The sequence below is a fragment of the Pilosibacter fragilis genome, assembly GCF_032490495.1.
In the GTDB taxonomy this organism is placed as follows: domain Bacteria; phylum Bacillota; class Clostridia; order Lachnospirales; family Lachnospiraceae; genus Pilosibacter; species Pilosibacter fragilis.
In genome coordinates this window covers 1-15,640 of the sequence record NZ_JAVYJB010000014.1, presented here as the reverse complement: position 1 = coordinate 15,640, position 15,640 = coordinate 1, and the positions used below count along the sequence as shown (strand labels likewise).

21 protein-coding genes are annotated in these 15,640 nt (G+C 46.1%); all 21 read right to left on the bottom strand.

The genetic code is table 11. The features are described from left to right. Positions 1 to 4: 4 nt before the first annotated feature. The 21 genes from ABCW45_RS12720 to ABCW45_RS12620 all read right to left on the bottom strand — a co-directional run bounded on the left by ABCW45_RS12720 (position 5) and on the right by ABCW45_RS12620 (position 15,236). Positions 5 to 892 (bottom strand): phage tail family protein, encoded by an 888-nt coding sequence (locus tag ABCW45_RS12720; protein WP_003023324.1) that lies wholly within the window; start codon positions 890 to 892, stop codon positions 5 to 7. 3 nt (positions 893 to 895) lie between these two features. Further along, on the bottom strand, positions 896 to 3,847 hold the full coding sequence (locus ABCW45_RS12715) for a phage tail protein (RefSeq protein ID WP_343220973.1): 2,952 nt from the start codon (positions 3,845 to 3,847) through the stop codon (positions 896 to 898). Between the two features lie 209 nt (positions 3,848 to 4,056). Next, complete coding sequence (locus tag ABCW45_RS12710; RefSeq protein ID WP_243010027.1) at positions 4,057 to 4,425, bottom strand: hypothetical protein; 369 nt, start codon at positions 4,423 to 4,425, stop codon at positions 4,057 to 4,059. 69 nt (positions 4,426 to 4,494) lie between these two features. Next, positions 4,495 to 5,058 (bottom strand): major tail protein, encoded by a 564-nt coding sequence (locus ABCW45_RS12705; RefSeq protein ID WP_118771913.1) that lies wholly within the window; start codon positions 5,056 to 5,058, stop codon positions 4,495 to 4,497. 7 nt (positions 5,059 to 5,065) lie between these two features. Further along, positions 5,066 to 5,392: a hypothetical protein gene (locus ABCW45_RS12700; protein WP_118771914.1), complete on the bottom strand. Its 327-nt coding sequence runs from the start codon at positions 5,390 to 5,392 to the stop codon at positions 5,066 to 5,068. Then, positions 5,389 to 5,820, bottom strand: coding sequence for an HK97-gp10 family putative phage morphogenesis protein (locus tag ABCW45_RS12695; protein ID WP_118019561.1), 432 nt, complete (start codon positions 5,818 to 5,820; stop codon positions 5,389 to 5,391). Before ABCW45_RS12695 ends, ABCW45_RS12700 begins: the two co-directional genes overlap by 4 nt. A gap of 2 nt (positions 5,821 to 5,822) precedes the next feature. Then, positions 5,823 to 6,146, bottom strand: a complete 324-nt coding sequence (locus ABCW45_RS12690) for a hypothetical protein (protein ID WP_343220972.1) — start codon at positions 6,144 to 6,146, stop codon at positions 5,823 to 5,825. Between the two features lie 14 nt (positions 6,147 to 6,160). Further along, positions 6,161 to 6,388: a hydroxymethylglutaryl-CoA synthase gene (locus tag ABCW45_RS12685; RefSeq protein ID WP_343220971.1), complete on the bottom strand. Its 228-nt coding sequence runs from the start codon at positions 6,386 to 6,388 to the stop codon at positions 6,161 to 6,163. Positions 6,389 to 6,401: 13 nt separating this feature from the next. After that, positions 6,402 to 7,115: a hypothetical protein gene (locus tag ABCW45_RS12680; RefSeq protein WP_118084366.1), complete on the bottom strand. Its 714-nt coding sequence runs from the start codon at positions 7,113 to 7,115 to the stop codon at positions 6,402 to 6,404. Positions 7,116 to 7,129: 14 nt separating this feature from the next. Next, positions 7,130 to 7,480 (bottom strand): phage head-tail connector protein, encoded by a 351-nt coding sequence (locus ABCW45_RS12675; protein ID WP_118684094.1) that lies wholly within the window; start codon positions 7,478 to 7,480, stop codon positions 7,130 to 7,132. A 17-nt stretch (positions 7,481 to 7,497) separates the two neighbouring features. After that, positions 7,498 to 7,914: a hypothetical protein gene (locus ABCW45_RS12670; RefSeq protein WP_343220970.1), complete on the bottom strand. Its 417-nt coding sequence runs from the start codon at positions 7,912 to 7,914 to the stop codon at positions 7,498 to 7,500. A 52-nt stretch (positions 7,915 to 7,966) separates the two neighbouring features. Continuing rightward, complete coding sequence (locus ABCW45_RS12665) at positions 7,967 to 9,199, bottom strand: phage major capsid protein (protein WP_343220969.1); 1,233 nt, start codon at positions 9,197 to 9,199, stop codon at positions 7,967 to 7,969. A 29-nt stretch (positions 9,200 to 9,228) separates the two neighbouring features. Further along, positions 9,229 to 9,825, bottom strand: coding sequence for an HK97 family phage prohead protease (locus tag ABCW45_RS12660; protein ID WP_343220968.1), 597 nt, complete (start codon positions 9,823 to 9,825; stop codon positions 9,229 to 9,231). Continuing rightward, a complete protein-coding gene (locus ABCW45_RS12655; RefSeq protein WP_343220967.1) occupies positions 9,815 to 11,095 on the bottom strand; it encodes a phage portal protein in 1,281 nt (426 codons plus the stop codon). Before ABCW45_RS12655 ends, ABCW45_RS12660 begins: the two co-directional genes overlap by 11 nt. A 17-nt stretch (positions 11,096 to 11,112) precedes the next feature. After that, positions 11,113 to 12,768, bottom strand: coding sequence for a terminase large subunit (locus ABCW45_RS12650; RefSeq protein WP_343220966.1), 1,656 nt, complete (start codon positions 12,766 to 12,768; stop codon positions 11,113 to 11,115). A 6-nt stretch (positions 12,769 to 12,774) separates the two neighbouring features. After that, the gene (locus ABCW45_RS12645; protein WP_343220965.1) at positions 12,775 to 13,128 is read right to left on the bottom strand and encodes a hypothetical protein; all 354 of its coding nucleotides are present in this window, start codon (positions 13,126 to 13,128) and stop codon (positions 12,775 to 12,777) included. A 105-nt stretch (positions 13,129 to 13,233) separates the two neighbouring features. Next, a complete protein-coding gene (locus ABCW45_RS12640) occupies positions 13,234 to 13,533 on the bottom strand; it encodes an HNH endonuclease (protein WP_002591264.1) in 300 nt (99 codons plus the stop codon). A gap of 175 nt (positions 13,534 to 13,708) precedes the next feature. Continuing rightward, complete coding sequence (locus tag ABCW45_RS12635; RefSeq protein WP_343220964.1) at positions 13,709 to 13,894, bottom strand: hypothetical protein; 186 nt, start codon at positions 13,892 to 13,894, stop codon at positions 13,709 to 13,711. Continuing rightward, entirely contained in the window at positions 13,895 to 14,461 is a 567-nt protein-coding gene (locus ABCW45_RS12630; RefSeq protein WP_003023366.1) for a sigma-70 family RNA polymerase sigma factor, read from the bottom strand. It abuts the gene before it with no gap. A 20-nt stretch (positions 14,462 to 14,481) separates the two neighbouring features. Beyond that, the gene (locus tag ABCW45_RS12625) at positions 14,482 to 14,877 is read right to left on the bottom strand and encodes a single-stranded DNA-binding protein (protein WP_118684104.1); all 396 of its coding nucleotides are present in this window, start codon (positions 14,875 to 14,877) and stop codon (positions 14,482 to 14,484) included. An 80-nt stretch (positions 14,878 to 14,957) separates the two neighbouring features. After that, positions 14,958 to 15,236 carry a hypothetical protein gene (locus tag ABCW45_RS12620; RefSeq protein WP_055056144.1) on the bottom strand — a complete coding sequence of 93 codons (279 nt, stop codon included), beginning with the start codon at positions 15,234 to 15,236 and terminating at the stop codon, positions 14,958 to 14,960. Positions 15,237 to 15,640 lie beyond the last annotated feature (404 nt).

Sequence of the window (15,640 nt, the reverse complement as noted above, 5' to 3'; positions counted from 1 at the left end):
ACCGTCACACTCCTAAAAATTCCTTGCTGTAGAATATGGATACTTCCAGAGAATTTACGCCGCTGGCTGCATCATACCTAAACATATTGTCGCCTATGGCAAGCTGCATAAATGTACTGTCTACATCAATGTAGCGGAAATAGTCGGTTTCTACGCCGTCCCTTATCAGCTTAGCGCCCTTGCTGCCGTACTTCGTGTTAATCTCTATCACGTCGCCCGTTTTCATAGTGGCGTTAATCTGTATAAATTCCTCTGTATCCACATTAAGCAGTATCGGGTTTGAAACTGTCCCCAGTGCTGTAAACCTTATCCTCATTCCTGTGGATACGTCGCCCTCGTTGTAGCAGTCCACTATTACGCTTTCCGCTCGGTATCCGTATATCATGCTCTTTGTGCTGTCCTTTTCGATAACGCAAGGGAAATGCCACGCAGCCACCCAGCTTGCTATATCTTCCTTTGTTTCTTCCTCCTCCCGCCAGAACGGGTTAAGACACTCTATCTGTAAATCAAACTCATAAAGTACCTCTTTCTTTAGTATCTTAGGCTCTCCATACGCCCTGCAATCAATCACACGCTTAAAGCCGCCGTACTCATACACCAGCGTAGCGCTAAGCTCTGGGTTAAATATCTTAAGCATACGGCGGCGCAGTTCCAATGCCTGCGCCTTATCCCGTGTGTTGATATGCCCCACTACGTCTATGTCCCTTGCCTCGATACGCTGCCCTACGTAGGTGTCGCCGTGCTGTCCCATACTGTTTGTGCTGTAAATGACGCTCGTAACGCCGGAAATGCCCTCTACGTCTTTACTTATGTTGCAATGGTATACGCTGTCTACTCCCAGCTCTAACCGCTCGCCCCTTGAATTTATGTAAGTCAGTTTTTCATTTTCCATGCGTTACACCGTCCTTGCTATCATTCTGAACTGTCGGGCTGCCTCTTTCTGCTGCTTTGCGTAGTCCGTAGTATTCGCATAAATATACTGATTGACAACTACGCCGCCTGCTGCACTGCCGCCACCTCTCGGCTTTGGCTTTTTGTCGTCGTAATCGTCTGTAAGCTCTTTGCCTACGTTTACCTTTGCGCCTACGTCGAACTCCTGCGGTACGCTGTCCTCAATCATTTTCTTAACGCCGCCGATTTCATCAGAAAAGCCAACGCCGATACCCTGCGCCAGATATACGCCGATTTCGTCACGCATCAGCTTAGACGGGCTGTTAATTCCAAATAATCCCTTAAGGAAGTCGGTAACATTACCTACCCAGCCGCTTATTTTGTCCTTTATCCACTGCGTAGCTCCATGTATGCCGTTCCAGATGCCCTCTACCATGTTCTTACCGAACCCAGCAAACGTACTGCCAATATCCTTAAATACGTCGGTTATGCCAGTAATTACATTTTTCATGCCCTCTACGGCTTTGTTCTTTACTTCTGTACCCCATGTAGCCACTTTGGAAATTGCGCCAGAAATGCTGTTGTATATCTTCTCTGGTATTTCCTTTACGATAGTAACAATGCCTGTTACCATTGTATTCATTACCTCTTTGGCTTTCGTAAGCATATTTGTACCCCACGTAGCCACTCTGGTAACTGCTCCTACTATGCTGTTCCAGATTTTCTGCGGTACTTCTTTCACGATAGTAACAATGCCTGTTACCATTGTGTTCATTACCTCTTTGGCTTTCGTAAGCATATTTGCGCCCCATGTAGCCACTCTGGTAACTGCTCCTACTATGCTGTTCCAGATTTTAGCAGGCGTTTCTTTCACAATCGTTACAATGTTCATAAGCATTGTGTTCATTACTTCTTTGGCTTTGGTCTGCATATTTGCGCCCCATGTAGCCACTCTGGTAACTGCGCTTACTATACTGTTCCAGATTTTCTGCGGCAGCTCCTTAACAATATCTATAACTTTCGTTACAAAATCTGTTATAACCGTGTCGCCTTTTTCCTGCATATTTGCGCCCCACTCTGCTATTTTCTCAACGCCCGCAGCGATTGCCTGCTGTATCAGAGTAGGCAGCTCTTTTATCTTGTTTATGATTGTTGTTACCAGCTTGCCTGCTGCCGTCAAAATCTTAGGCAGCCCCGTAATCAGTCCTGTTACAATGGCTGCAATAATCTGCGGCATAGCTGCGATTAAAAGCGGTATTGCATCTATGATGCCGTCAATCAGCGCAACTATAATATCGCCCGCACTTTCGATAATAAGCGGTATACCCTCAATCAACGCATTTATGATAGCCGTTATGATTTCCGGCAGCGCCTCAATCAGTACGGGCAACGCTGCTACCAGTCCCTGCGCCAGCCCTGTAATAAGCTGTAAGGCTGCTGTAATCAGCAGCGGTATATTTTCTATCAGCATGGTTACAATGTTCGTAACCACCGTTACGATTGTCGGCAGCAATGTAGGCAGCGCCTGTGCGATACCTTGCGCAAGGCTTATGAGTATCTGCATACCCGCCTCTAAAATCTGCGGCAGTAGCTGTATCAGCATAGTTGCAATGCTGGTTACTACGTTTGTTATGGTCGGCAATAACGTAGGCAGCGCCGTTATAATTCCCTGCGCCAATGCCTGCATAATAGAGGGTGCGCTTTCCAGCACTGCCCCTGCTATATTCGTTATCACTTCCAATATCTGCGGTATCATTTGTGAAATATTGCTGATTATTCCAGTAACGCCCTGCTTTATCTTCTCGCCTGCGTCGTCCTGCCCCGCCATAAGGTCGCTTAGCCCGTCCATAATCATTGTGATAGACGGCAGCATTTCGCCAGTGATACTGTTCTTTACGCCGCTAAATGTCCATTGCAGGCGGCTTAAACTGTCCTCAAACGCTGCGCTTGCTGCTACTGCCTCGTCCGACATTATCATGCCATATTCTTCTGTTTCGTCCATAAGCTGCTTAATTCCGTCTGCGCCAGAATTAAGCAACGGTAAAAGCTCGGCTGCGCTCTTTCCAAAAATATCCTGTGCGGCTGCATTTCGCTGTGTTTCATCTTCCATGCCCGCCAGTGCGTCTATGCTCTCTAAAAGCACCTGCTCCGTGCTTTTTATACTTCCGTCTGTATTTTTCAGCGATACGCCGATAGCCTCAAAACTTGCCCCTGCGCCTTTCGCTCCCTCTGCTGTTTTCCCCAGCTCTGTAGTAATGTTCTTAACGCCTTTTGTTAAGTCGCTTACGCTGCTGCCGCTTCTCTCGCAGGCATAGCTTAACTGCTGGTATAGGCTTGCGCTTATCTGCATTTTCTGGCTTTCCTTGTCTATCTGGTCGCCCGCAGATGCCGTATCACTCGCCATATCATAAAGTGCCTTGCCTGCTGCTACGGCTGCCGTGCCGATTGCCGCCACCGCTGCTGCCGTTGCTGTTGCAACCTTTTTTACAACCTCTGTAAAGCCACTGAATTTGCTTGTTGCCTCTTTCGCCTGTTTGCCGCTGTCCTCTACCTCGTTTCCCATTCCGTCTGCGGCTTTTTCTGCCTTGTCCAGCTCTGTAGTGGTCTTTCCTAACTCTGTTTCTGTATTCGCAAGGGCTGTTTTCTGGTAATTAAGCTGCGTTTCCAGCTTTTTACTTGCCTCGCTGTTCTCTCCTGTAGCCTCTTTGCACTTTGCAAGGGCTTTTTCTGTTTCCTCTACCTTTTTCTTTTGTTCGTCGTAAGTTTTGCGTAATACTTCCTGCTTGGCTTTCAGCGCCTCTGCACTGCTCGCATTGCTCTTATACTCTGCCGTTACAAGTTTCATTTCAGAGTTAAGCAGCTTAAGGGTGCTGTTAATCTCTTTGCAGGCTGCTTTATACTGTGCCTCGCCGTCAAAACTAAGTTTGGTTTTAATATTGTCTGTTTTATCAGCCATGATTTACAAGCCCCCTAACGCTATGTCTATGTCGTCCATGCCCTCTGCTGCCTGTGCTGGTGCGCTGCTGCTTTCCTGCCCGAAAATGTGCGGGTTATACTCCTTGTGATAGCCGAATAGCTTAATAATCTGGTAAGGTGTCTTTTTCCACGCCTCGCTTTCCGTGTAATGCAGCATAGCCATTGCTATATAAAGCAGCCGTGCGGTGTCTATTCGTCCTGCACGGCTACTCTGTTTCCCTCTTCTGTTGTGTCTGCCTCTCCGTCTGCTGCCTCTTTCTCTTCCCCGCCGTTTGTGGAATATACAAAAGCAGAGAAAATAGCGTCTTTAATCTGCGGCAGATTGCCGATATGAATTAACTTACCTACCTGCTGCTCTGTAAGCGGTGTTTCTCCCTCTTCCATGCCCTCGTTGATAATGAGGGTAAGCAACCAGCGTAAATCTTTAATCATGGTCGGGTTACTCTGGTCAAAAGCCTTGTCCAGCTTGTCATATCCCCCAAATCTGTCCTGCATCTCGTCCAGTGCATTAAGGGAAAACAGTAAATAATAGGTCTTGCCGTTCAGTTCTACGGGCATACGTCCGTCTTTAATTGCGCTCATGCTATAAATTAAGGCGCAGCCTGCGCTGCGCCTCTCTCCTTTCTCTTATACTTCCTTCATTGCCGCTGCCGGTTCGGGTACGGCTGTAAACCATGTCTTAGCCGCCTTACTGTCCTCTGTTCCCACAAAGTCTGCTTTCCAGCGGTTATCTTTCTTTCTGGCTGTAAAATCTGCCTCAATGTCCGGCGTATTAAACTTGATGCTCTCGCCCTTAGTTTCATACTTTTCAGACGGTACTTTGAATTTTGCTTTAAGCAGCCATACATAGCGGTATTTGCCGCCCGTTTTCTTTGCTCTGAACCCTACCGCAACATACGGCGGCTCGTCCTCTTTTCCAGCCCATACTACGCTGTTCTCGTCCACTTCCTGCCCCAGCAGCTCTGCCAGCACTTCCGGCGTAAGGTCTTTAATTCCCAGCTTAAGCGTGCCGCTTGCAAACTCCGTGACGCTCTCGCTTAACGTATCGTCTGCATATAAACTGCCGTCTGCGGTCTTTACGGATAAATCGGCTGTCATTGCCTCTGCCATTTTCTTAGGCGCTCCGTAGCTTTCTACGCCGTCTGCCTCTGTGCATACGGCATAATATAAATCTTTCAGTCCCAGTGTCATTGTTTAATCACTCCTCTTTCAAAATCTCGACTGTGATAGGCACTAACCAGTACCCCGTTTCTGTTTCGTAGCTTTCTGCATCTATGCTGTTGATATAAACGCCTGCTGCTATCAATACCTCTTTTGTCTTATCAAGCTGCGCCTCAAAATCGCCCTTATGGAAAAGCGTAACTCTATACATTTCCCTGCGCTCTTTCTCTTCGTCGTCTGCATTTACCGCAGACGTACCCAGCAGCCGCAGAAACGTATAGTATGCGTCCGGCTTATCCCGTCCAGTGTATACGCCCCTCTGGGCTGGCAGCCCTGCGCTTTCTAAAATCTCCTGTATGCTCATTTGCCCGTTTCACTCTCCCATATACTGTGCTGCGCCTCTACTACCTTTTCGTGCGCCTTGGCGTTTGCCGTTGTCATATACGGGCGTGCCTGCTGGCTGCTTGTCCCGTATTCTGCCACAAAGCCGATTGTTGCATAGCGCACTTTGCTTTTATCGCCTTTCCTGTCGTTTCCATGCCCTGCCCGTCCCTGCGGGTATATCTCTACGTATTTCTCCGTATCGTCGCCCTTTACGTCCGTAGCTTTTATGGAATTGATAAAACCGCCCGTTTCGTTCAGTCCCATTGCCTGTGCCTCTGCTTTCTGTGCCTCTATCAGCACATCTGCGCCAGCCTTAAGCATTTTCGGTACTGCCTCAACCGTGGCGGTTTCTCTCCTGCCGAAAGCGTCTATAATATCTTCCAGCCCGACTGTATTAAATTCTCCCATGCTTACACCTCGTTTCTGTGGCGTAAATCTGTAAGCGTAAGCTCTATGGTGTCTGTCCCTGTATCGTAGGTCTTAAGTACAAAATAGCGCCGCCCGTTTACTTCTACTACGTCCTCGCCGCCATAATCTGCCTTATGTACCTCGTACTTTGCCTCTACCAGCTTTCCTGTCTGCTGGCTCTTGAAATACTCGCTATACCCCACTGATTTTTTATTACAAAATACAGTACGGGTGCTTTCTTTCGGCTTTGTCGCAAATCCGTTTTTGTTTACCCTGTCTTTTTCGCTTGCCTCGCTTATCAGCGTTATTTCGTCTACCCAGTCCATACCTTACCTCTCTTTTAGGTGTCCGTTTCGGACACATAGCCCAAATAAACGCTACCGCAATAGCAGTTACCCAGATATGCAGCATCTGTTTTATGCTCTAAGGCATCTATGCGCCCGTCCAATGTTTCCATGTTTTCGTAAACTTCTGAAAACGTATTATTTACAGCCTGCATATTGCTGCTTTCTCTGGCTTTCATTTCCTGTATCAATGCCTTTAAGCTGGTAAAGCTAAACCACCTCATGCCAGCACCTCACTTATGCAAACAAGGCTTTTATTTCCTGCTGCGTAATTTCTGTAAGGTCTGCTGCTGTCAGTGCCGTTATTCCTTTTGTAGCTGTAAATTTGCCTGTTTTGTTATCATACGCAAGCCCTGTAATCACATTGCCTGCACCCGTAACTGTTACGCTTAAGTCGTCCAGTTGGATAAGTCCCGCTACTGCCTCGTTGATTGCTTTTGTCACGTCTGCGGTCTTTGCGTATGTTGTCAGTGCATTTGCAATGGCTGCCGTTACTTCCGTAGTCTTTGCATAACTGCTTAAGTCTACTTTCCAGTCTCCCACCTTTTCCAGTTTACCGTTAATTACCATGTATTCGCTGTAAAGGTTTCCTGCCTCTCCACTGGCATTTTTTACCATGTAAATTTTCTTTTCTGCGTCGTCCGCTACTGTATCAATGTCTCCCGTGCTGTCTACCATTACACGGCTTAAGTGGTCTGTCCCTGCAATCGCTGTGGAAATAGCGGCGGCTACCTCTGTTGCGGTCATTCCGTCTTTAATTCCATAGCCTGCAAGTGTTGTAGCTGCATCTGCTTTCCCGTTTATAAGGCTTTTCAAATCTTCTGTAAGATTTTCTACAGCTACCTTATCAAGCCCCCCCAGCGCCCCTATGTCGCCTTTTTCTGCATAGCGTTCTTTAATTTCCGCTACCAGAAATTTAAGGGTATCGTATGTAACTCTCTTAATTGCCATTGCTCTTATTTCTCCTATCCAAACAAATCCTTAATATCCTGCTCTCCTACTTCGTCGTCCGCAGTATCTGGCGTAACGCCGCCTGTGTATTCACTGGATAGGCTTAAGTGCATTTTAAGGCACTCGTAAGATTTCCAGAATTGCTCTGATTTATCAGAGTATCCAAATTCTGCCTTGCAGTATAGCGTAATGGCTCTAATAATCAGTGCGTCTGTTTCTTCCAGTTTCTTTACGCCTACGTCCTGCAAATCCATTTTGCAGGCGGCTATGCAGTCGTTTATTTCTTCCGTGATTTTTTCGCTTGTGCTGCTGATACGCAGCGCCGCCCGCATCTTTTCGGTTAATGTTGTGGCAGTTGCTGCCATAGCCTGCACCCTCTTTCTTACTCTGTTTCTTCCGCTACTCCTGCATTTACCAGAACTGCTGCACGTTCTCTGGTTACTGTGTAAGTATCTCCTGTATCCTTAATCTGGTTCAATTCCTTATCAAGAAAACGGTTCTTTACTCTCACTTTTACCAGTCCTGCTGTTTTCTTTTCTTCCTCGGCTTTGGCTGCTGCCTCTGCCGCCTTTCTCTCTTCCTCGGCTTTGGCTGCTGCCTCTGCCGCCGCCTCTTCCGCTGCTTTCTTTTCCTCTTCTGTAAGTTCGCTGTCGTCTGGTATCTCTACCTCGACTGCTGCGCAGCGTGCGGCAATTTCTTTTTTTGTTCCCTCTGCATCTACTCCCAGCTGCTTTGCCAGTTCCTGCAAATCTTCTTTCTTGTAGCTTTCCAGCTCTTTAGCGTCTAAATGCCCTTTCATGGTCTACCTCGCTTTCTGGCAGCCAGTGCTTATACACCAGCTGCCTTGTTAATTACACTGCCTCGATTTTCTTTACAACTACAAGGCTGTTTTTGTCTACTACCTTGCCGTCTACAAGCATAATGCCCTTTGTAATCTGGTCGTCTGTGTCGTTGTCCTCATACTTCTTTACTCCCATAGAGTAGTTGGTATTAAGCACGTAGTCCTTGAAATTGAAAAGGAACGCAAAAATTGTATCTTTCGCAAGTGCTGCGCTGTAGCTTGCTACATAATCACAAAGTACAACGGTTCTACCTAAAAGCGTTCTTTCGGGCTTTCCAGATGTTCCGTAGTTCACTTTTGCGATAGGCTGCCCGTTCTTGTCTGTCATGCCTACGTATTCCATAAAGGTTTTTTTGCTCATGCACCATACAGCGCCATTTTCATAAGCCATAGGTAATGCACCCTCTGCCTTAATCAAATCTGCGTAAGACGGTGCGGCGCTTTCGATTGTCTGCCCGTCTGCTGGTGTCTCTGCTAAAATTCCTTTCGGCTTTCCTGTTCCGTTTCCGTCAATAATCGCCTGTTCCAGTGCCTTTGTCATTGCCTCAACGATATTGTTAATAAGCAGTGTCTCAAAAGCGCTGATTGCCATTGTATCTACTTCCAGCGATACAGCTACTGCGCAGCGCAGCTTATGGTATGCAAAAGTAATCATGCCGTCTTTTGCAATATTCTTTTTCTGCTTGTCGCTGCCTGCTCCCTCATTTACCCATGTTGCAGTAGGCTTTACAGTGGATACGGGAATAGATACGCCGCCTTTGTATGCTGTTCTGGTTACAAGTGCCAAAATCATACCTGTGCTTTCCAGCTTTTCTACAATCTGGTTAAGCACTGTCGTAGGAATTACTGCGCCTACGTCTGTACTCTTGCTTACTTCGCTCTGTCTGTACTCTTTCGGCAGTGCCTCGCCTCTGCATACGTATTTCATAAATGCTTTGCGGTATTCCATGCTGCCGTATTTGTCGTCGTTGTCTCCCTCGCCAGCTGCTCCCTTAAAATTTCTAAGCACTCTCTGCTGTCCGCTGCCGTCGCCCTCGCCGTCTCCTACGTTTTCTCCTGCTGCAATTCTTGCAAGCAATGCGCTACGCTTTTCTGCCGCCGCCTTAATTGCTGCTCTCTCTTCCTGTAAAGCCGTTACCTCATTTTCCAACGCTGTAATTTCTTCCTCTTTCAGCTCCGCTGCTCTTGTGGTAAGCTCGTTTTTAATTGCTGCTAATCTTTCCTCGATTTCTTTTAATCTCATGGTTATGTTTCCTTTCTTGTCTTTGTTTTTTATAAGCTCGCTCTAATCTTTAGTATTGCTGCCCGTCTTTTAAGCAACTCCTGCCGCTCCTGCTCATATCTCCTATTCGCAAAAGCACGGGCGCTTATTTCAGTATCTCCGTTTGCTGGAATACTCACGGCTGATACATCATAAACCTTTTTAATTCTCAAAATATTTCGTGTGTGTGTTTCCCTGTCGTAGCTTTCCTTTGCTACCGTAAACGCCCACGACATTTTATTTATCATGCCTGCGTCTATGTCTTGGTACAACCCACGGGCTAAATCTGTCTTACCCAAATCAGCTGCCACCTTAAGCCCTTTGTAATCTGGCTGTAAAATCAGCGTCTTATTAGATTGTCTGGCAAATACCCTGCCCTCATGGTCGTACTGCATGATAACGTCGCTCATATCTGCGCCGTCCAGTGCGTGTGCGTCTATTCTTTCGTAAATCTTTGTACCGTCCTCAAATTCATATAATAAGTACGGTGTATCAAACGTAGTTGCATAGCCCTCTACGTAATACTCTGTCTGTATCAGTTTTGTTGCTGCCTGTGCAGTTAATGGCGCAGCCAGCGCCCTATATTCCCGTTCTTTCTTAATCGGCATTATTTACACCCTCTTTCTCTTTCAGCTCGCCTGTCGGCTCTCCTGCTGCCGCTGGCGGTGTCTGCTGCGGCTCTGTCGCTTGTCCTGTCGCTGCTGGCGTTTGCTGTATGATTATCTGCGGTTTTTCATTGCTCTTTTGCAGTTCGCTTACCTCTGTATACTCCTTGCGGATATAATACTTTTCCCCGTCCTCTACGTGCGCCATATTCCAAATATCCATTACGCCGTTTCTGTTCAGTAGCGCACGGTCGAAAAGCTGCGTGCTTACGCTTAGCTTTGTTGCATTGCTGGCATATTGCAGACGGTTTGCAGAAAAGAAAATAGCGTTACCGCATGCTCTTTCTCTTTCGGTAAAGCTCATATTTGTCATAACAAGCGATAACTGTATTGCAAACGGTTCTATTTTTCCCTCGTAGTAAGCGTTCCACGTATTTTCATCAAACTTATTTTGCAGAATATCCATATTTGTACCAAAATGCGTACATACATTTTCCTGTATATGCTGCATCTGCAATGCGTTTGGTGTATACGGCTTGCTTTCTACCTGTTTCAGTTCACTAAACTTGTTATCATAAATAATCATGCCGCTGTCATTGTCTGCGCTTAAGTTATCCTCTGTAAAACGCTGCCGCTCTTTCTTTATGTCCTCTGGTTTTAACATATTTGCTACCTTTGCCAGAAAACGAATATTTGCAGAATTTTTTACAGCGTTTATAATTCCCTCATTTTGCGTATGTATCAGCTGCATTGTCGGCTTAAGCGTCCTGTTATCTTCTCCGAAAAGGTCGTCTGTGTATTCAAAATCTGTCATAATGCCTACACGCTCAAACTCTATCGCTCCATACTCTCCATTCGCAAAAAGATAACGTAAATATACCTGCCCTGCTGCCTCTACTACCTCGCAACGCTGCGCTCTCAACGGATACCAGCCGCAAAGCCGTCCGTATTCGTCGTCGATAGGTATAATAAAAGCGGTGTGTTCCACCGCTACATACGTTGCCAGACGTTTAATAAATTTTGTTGTATCCATGAAATAGTTAGGCTTATGCTGTAGTGTCTTTTCCAGCGACTTAAGGGCGCTGCCCTCAATCTCTGGCTTTAATTTGCTGCAATGCGTAGCAAAACTATTTACTGCTGTTCTGGTTAAGTCCATTTCATATACGCCGCCGTTGTAGCTGGTAAACGTCGGGCTGTATCCGTTCAGCATTTTAAAATAGCTGTCGATATATCGCAGCTCTTTACCATGAAAAAGGTAATCTAAAAATTTCATGCCGTTTACGCTCCTTTCTATGCGGCATTTTTAAGCAGCTCGCCGCACTCTTCCCAGTATTTCTGCCGCACGGTCATTGCATCTATGACAGATACAAAGCCGTCGATATGCGCCCGCTGCTCAATCTTTATAGGTCTGAATTTTCTTGTTTCCATGTTGTGCTTAAGCGCAACATTCAAGAAATGTGTCTTTAGTAAATTGTTGTCGGCAATCTTAAAATCGCCGTCTTTTATGATGCCCTCAAATTCCCGTATAACTGGTGTAAGGTTTTCGCCTTGGTAAACGTCGTCCATGTGAAAACCGTAATTTGCCATATCGGTAATAAGATACTGGGCGCTGTATCTGTCGTATCCAATTTTTAGAGGTCGTATGCCGTAATCTTCCAGCAGCATAGTAAACCAGCCGTAAACGTCGTGATAGTCTACGTAGTTCTCGCCGCTTAGTGTTATCAGTCCTTTTTTTACAAAAATGTCATACGGCACACCGTCCGTAGCCTGCAAATATTCCAGCCTGCCCCGTGGCATAAAGAACTGTGTAAACGCATACAGTATGCCGTCTTTCTGAATAACCACGCTTGCCGCCGTCAAGTCTGTTGTCTGGCTTAAATCAATGCCGCCCACTGCGTAGCAGTCCCTAAAGTCCTCTAAGGTCTTTTCTACGCCTGCGCTCTCTACTGTCTGATATTCCAGCCATGCAATAGAGCTGTTCTGTTTGATATTGCAATACTTTGTAAGGAACTCTGCTTTTTTGCTTAAGCTGCCCTCTGCTACGGCTATTTCGTCTATAAAAAAGCTCTCTTTTACAGATACACCCATGTTAGGGTTAGCCTTTTTAAGCTCGTCTATGTCGTTCCACTTCTCTATATCATCAATCATGTAAAGGAATGGTAATAGCCTGCGCTCTTTGCTGTTTCCTTTCAAGAAACTTGTGCTACGTTTCATCAGTTCATCATAAATACTGTCGTTGATATATCCCGCAGTGCTTATGCTTAATATCATTGGTTGAGTACGTGCGCCTAAAGCAGATTTCATAACCTCGTACTGCTTAAGTCCAGCGTCTCCGCTCCATGCTGCCATTTCGTCGCATACTACAAGCTGCGGGTTAAATCCGTCGGACTTCTTAGCGTTAAAAGCAATCGGTTTTATTACCGTGTTGCTCTCTGCAATATAAATATCGCTGCGCCTTTTCTTTGCCAGCTCTGCTAATTCGTCCTCTGCCTGTACCATTTGATAAAATCCGTCATACACTAATGCGGCTTGGTCTAATTTTGGTGCTAAGCAATATATCTCTTGCCCGTACTCTGGCTCTAAATATGCCATATATGCAATAATCGCAGATGCAAATAAACTTTTTCCGTTTTTTCTGCCAATAACAATAAAAATTTCACGGAAAACACGTATTTTTTCTGCGTCTTGTATGCCAAAAACAACAGAAACTATGGCTTTTTGCCATAGTTCCAATTTGATTAAATCATTACGCCCTTTGCTGTGGTGGCAAAAATTCTCTATGAATTTTATAGCCTTGTTTGCTGCCTTTGCATTAAAAAAATACTCTTGCTTTTGCAGCCCGTTTATAATGATTTCGTATATCTTTTTTATCCATTTTCCCGCTATGATTTCGCCGCTTGTAATCTTTGCGTGGTACTCATAGATATAATTTCGATATGGCGGCAATCCTGCTTACTCTTCCCGCAAGGCTGCCAGCTTGCTTGTCTTTCGTTTTGCAGCTGGTACTAATTCCGTCAGCTGCTTTATTACTGCTGCATAGTTCTTACTAAGCGCTATGTATGTTTCTGCCTCTGGGCTTTTCTTTGTTCCCCACTGGTTCTGCCCGTTCTGGTATTCACTCGTCCAGCCGTCTTTTTCAAGTGTCGCCTGCAAGTCGTCCAGCTCAACGCTCATAAATGCAGCCTTTTCTATCAGCGGCGTTACTAATTTTCTTTTGTTTTCGTCTAAGTCCTTAAAAATTCCTTTAAGTCTGGTCTTTTCTGTCTTTATCCTCTGTTCTTTGGTTTTCTCTTTCTTTGTTGCCATTCCTTTACCCCGCTTTCCATTCCTGCGCCGCACCACACCCCCTACACCACCCGTGCGCACGCCCGTAGGGTAATTTTAGGGTATCCCCCTCGGTATTCGCCCCCTTTAATTATTTTTCTGATATGGGGGGAGTATGCCGCCGTTCTCGTCGAACCGATACCGCTTATGTCTCTCCTGTTTGTGGTGTTCCTTGTTGTGGCAGTCTTGGCACAACGCCTCTAAGTTATCCCAGCACAACGTAACGCTTATGTCGTTTATGTTCTCTCTGTTAAGCCAGCGCTTATGATGCACTATCTTTGCTGGTTGCCCGCAGCGTTCACAAATATAATCTTGTGACATTAAATAAGCGGCTCTGGTTTTTTCCCATGCCGCTGATAAATAAAAACTCTTAGCCCATGCTTTCATACTGTCCCCTCTCTTTCTTCATTCCCCAGCGCCCTAAGTTTCATGCGCTGGGTGGAGGCTAAAGAATGAATAGAAAAAGAGTAGGCAACTGCTGCCGCACATGGCTTAAGCTATCGCCTACTCATTTCATGCTACCATTGTATCTCTTTTGTTTTCCCATGTAAACACCACGTTTTTACCACGATATTACCCGCTGCTGCTCTGTTATCATTTCTCTTACTGGCACGCCTGCTGCTCTTAGCTGCTCGTAAAGCTCAAATCCTAACGCCTGCTCTATATGCTTTATCAACCTGTCTGCCGCCTGCTGTTCTCTCGCTGTTTCCCGCTTTCTTTTTATCCATGCTTTTATTTTTTCAAACACTTACTTTACCCTCTCTTCGTCAATCCCCCACAATAATACTGACAGCTCGTTTATGATGCCCGTAACCCAGCGCCTCGGTGTGTTCTTTCCTGTGTCCAGTTCCTCTGCAATTTCCGCATAGTCCATACCCTGCATGAAATACATTTCAAAAGCCTTGTACTCTACGCCTCTGCCTGCTGCCTCTCTGCGACGCTCTATCTCTTCTACTGCCTTGTCTATATGTGCTGTCATTATCAATGTCTTAAAGCGTGTGCGTCTGATACTCTCTAAGTATGTACGCTGCTGCTCGTCCGTCATGCCCTTAAGCTCTAACTGCTGCCCGTCGCTTATGGCGTTCTCGATATGAAAAACCGCATCACGGTAACATTTCATAAGCGTAAAAGTATTGTGGTATTTCTCTTTCTTCCTCTCCTGCTTTTCCTGTCGTTTCAGTTCCGTTATTGCAGCCTTTGCCTGTTTCTGCATCAGCTCTGTTAATTCGCTTTCATGCAGCTGTACCCAGCTTTCAGCCTCTGGCGGCATTTCTACCCCTGCCGCCGCTGTTGTCTTTGTTTCTTCCTGCTCCATGTTCTGTACCTCGCTTTCTGTTAATTAAACGGTAGCTCTTCGTCTGCTCCCTCTGGGATATTCATAAACCCGTCACTCTCCGGCAGCTGCTGCCCTCTCGCCTCTGCCTCTGCTTTGCTCTCTCCAAAGCCTACGCTATTTGCCACAACCTCTGTGTAATATACCTTACTGCCCGTGCGCTGGCTCTCGTAGCTGCCTGTTTTAATCTTGCCAGTAACCTCTACCCTGCTGCCTTTGCTTAACCATTTCTGCGCCCATTCCGCAGTACGTCCGAAACACTTAATATTTATAAAATCTGTGTCTTTCCCGTCGTCTACTGCAAGCGTAAAGCGGGTAATAGCTGTGCTATTGTCCTGCCCGCCATATCTAAGCTCTGGCTCTCTTGTAAGCCGCCCTGTAAGTGATACGTTATTCATTCTCTCTGCCCCTCTCTTCCAGTTTGTCCAGCTTTGAAAATATAGCCAGCAATTCCAGTGCTATAATTCCCAGTAAAATATTAGTCATTTTCTACCGCCTCGCTTTCTTCTCTCAATCCTGCTGCCATATTGCTAAACGCCGCTGCTACGTTCTCGCATAATGTCGCCAGTGCTGGCTTTATACTCTGCGCCCAGCGGTTAATAGCTGCCGTCAATGTTTCTGCTGCTGTTGGCAAGGTTTTATTTATCTGTCTTGCCATTTTTCTTGCAAGCCTGCGCTGTTTTCGCTTGTCCAGCTCTAACGGCGGGTTTACTCCATGCTTTTTCTTATAGTTCTTTTTCCACTGTCTGTATTTCACTGCTTACGCCCCTTTCTCCATATCGTATACGGCAGCGCCCATACTGGCGCTGTTATTATCAACGCCAGTTTAGCTACGCATATCAGGCAATATACCACCCCGTCTACTACTACCTTTCCCGTTTCTTCCATCGCATCTACTACGCCGTCCATAAACTCAAACATTTACCGCCCCGCTTTCTGTGTCCGTTTCGGACATCTTACCCGTATAGTCTGTTACTCTGATACCCAGAATACAGTAGCCCTCTGTAAGCCCTGTATAATCTTCCAGCATATAAATAATATCGTAAAGGTCAAATCCTTCGCCCCACGCCAAATACAGCGCCGCTCATTTGCGGCGCTTGCTATAACACTCAGCCGGAAGATCTTTTGACCATGGCATAAGACTCTCTAACTCTTTTTCAT